This is a genomic window from Thermostichus sp. MS-CIW-15 (assembly GCF_054060575.1).
On record NZ_JBSSDI010000062.1, the window covers coordinates 2,501 to 5,125 of the forward strand.

Annotated in this window: 2 rRNA genes (1 of these 2 running past the window's edge); both read left to right on the plus strand. The window is 57.3% G+C overall.

The features are described from left to right. Positions 1-2,411: ribosomal RNA gene (locus ACVW0R_RS13340) — 23S ribosomal RNA — on the plus strand; it begins 398 nt to the left of the window's first position. A gap of 58 nt (positions 2,412-2,469) precedes the next feature. After that, a 5S ribosomal RNA gene (rrf, locus tag ACVW0R_RS13345) occupies positions 2,470-2,587 on the plus strand. Positions 2,588-2,625 lie beyond the last annotated feature (38 nt).

Genomic DNA, 2,625 nt, shown 5'->3' on the forward strand with positions numbered 1-2,625 from the left:
CCGGATCCCGAGTAGCACGGGGCAGGTGAAATCCCGTGTGAATCAGCGAGAACCATCTCGCAAGGCTAAATACTCCTGTGTGACCGATAGTGAACCAGTACCGTGAGGGAAAGGTGAAAAGAACCCCGGGAGGGGAGTGAAAGAGAGCATGAAACCGTGTGCCTACAAGCAGTGGGAGCCCGATTGAACGGGTGACCGCGTGCCTGTTGAAGAATGAGCCAGCGAGTTACAGCGTGGGGCAGGTTAAGGCGGGAATGCCGGAGCCAAAGGGAAACCGAGTCTGAATAGGGCGTTGGTCGCACGCTGTAGACCCGAACCTGGGTGATCTAACCATGGCCAGGCTGAAGCTTGGGTAAAGCCAAGTGGAGGGCCGAACCGGTTGATGTTGAAAAATCATCGGATGAGCTGTGGTTAGGGGTGAAATGCCAATCGAACCCAGAGCTAGCTGGTTCTCCCCGAAATGCGTTGAGGCGCAGCGTCGACAGGTACCTGGTGGGGTAGAGCTCTGAATCGATGCGGGCGGCGAGAGCTGTACCAAATCGAACCAAACTGCGAATACGCCAGGGTTAGTCGGCAGTGAGACGGTGGGGGATAAGCTCCATCGTCGAGAGGGGAACAGCCCAGACCACCAACTAAGGCCCCCAAGACATCGCTCAGTGGTTAAGGAGGTGGGGGTGCGAAGACAACCAGGAGGTTGGCTTAGAAGCAGCCACCCTTTAAACAGTGCGTAACAGCTGACTGGTCAAGCGCCCTTGCGCCGAAAATGAACGGGACTAAGCGATGCGCCGAAGTTGTGGATGTGAATGGTAGGGGAGCGTTCCGCACTAGGGTGAAGCGGTAGCGTGAGCAGCCGTGGACGAGGCGGAAGTGAGAATGTTGGCTTGAGTAGCGCAAACATTGGTGAGAATCCAATGCCCCGAAAACCCAAGGGTTCCCCCGGAAGGTTCGTCCGCGGGGGGTTAGTCGGGACCTAAGGCGAGGCCGACAGGCGTAGTCGATGGAGACAGGGTTGATAATCCCTGACTGGCAACTGGAGCTGAGGAGGGACGCACGAGAGCTAGCCACACCCTGAATGGATTGGGAGGGGTCTACGGACTCCGCGTGGTGAAGGGTAGTGCCAAGAAAAGCTCGTAGGCGATGAAGGTTGTCACCCGTACCCGAAACCGACACAGGTGGGTGGGTAGAGAATACCCAGGGGCGCGAGATAACCCTCTCTAAGGAACTCGGCAAAATGACCCCGTAACTTCGGGAGAAGGGGTGCCAGCGCGAGCTGGCCGCAGTGAAAGGGCCCAGGCAACTGTTTACCAAAAACACAGGTCTCTGCTAAGTCGCAAGACGACGTATAGGGGCTGACGCCTGCCCAGTGCCGGAAGGTTAAGGAAGTCGGTTAGCGCAAGCGAAGCTGGCGACCGAAGCCCCGGTGAACGGCGGCCGTAACTATAACGGTCCTAAGGTAGCGAAATTCCTTGTCGGGTAAGTTCCGACCCGCACGAAAGGCGTAATGATCTGGGCGCTGTCTCGGAGAGGGACTCGGCGAAATAGACTTGTCTGTGAAGATGCGGACTACCTGCACCTGGACAGAAAGACCCTATGAAGCTTTACTGTAGCCTGGAATTGGGTTCGGGCCTTGCTTGCGCAGGATAGGTGGGAGACTGGGAAGTACCCCTTGCGGGGGGTATGGAGTCGCCGGTGAGATACCACTCTGGCAGGGCTAGAATTCTAACTTTCCGCCCGGAAGCGGGGGAAAAGACAGTTTCAGGTGGGCAGTTTGACTGGGGCGGTCGCCTCCTAAAAGGTAACGGAGGCGCGCAAAGGTTCCCTCAGACTGGTTGGAAATCAGTCGTAGAGTGCAAAGGCATAAGGGAGCTTGACTGCAAGACCTACAAGTCGAGCAGGGACGAAAGTCGGCCTTAGTGATCCGACGGCGCTGAGTGGAAGGGCCGTCGCTCAACGGATAAAAGTTACTCTAGGGATAACAGGCTGATCTCCCCCAAGAGTTCACATCGACGGGGAGGTTTGGCACCTCGATGTCGGCTCATCGCAACCTGGGGCGGAAGTACGTCCCAAGGGTTGGGCTGTTCGCCCATTAAAGCGGTACGTGAGCTGGGTTCAGAACGTCGTGAGACAGTTCGGTCCATATCCGGTGCAGGCGCGAGAGGATTGAGAGGAGCTCTCCCTAGTACGAGAGGACCGGGAGGGACGCACCGCTGGTGTACCAGTTATCGTGCCAACGGTAGACGCTGGGTAGCCATGTGCGGAGTGGATAACCGCTGAAAGCATCTAAGTGGGAAGCCCACCTCAAGATGAGTCCTCTGTTAAGGTCCCGGGAAGACGACCCGGTAATAGGCTCTAGGTGGAAGTGCAGCAATGCATGCAGCCGAGGAGTCCTAATAGACCGTCTGCTTGACCCAACTGCAGGGGTGTTCTGCCTTCTCTTGCTGTGCAGCTTTCAAGGTGTTTTTCCCTTTGCCTGGTGCCTATGGCGATGTGGAACCACGCCGACCCCATCCCGAACTCGGACGTGAAACGCATCAGCGGCGAACCTACTTGAGGGGTGACCCTCCGGTAACCTAGCTCGGTGCCAGGCTCATCTCTCCACACCAACCCCCCAATACAAGGGGGGTT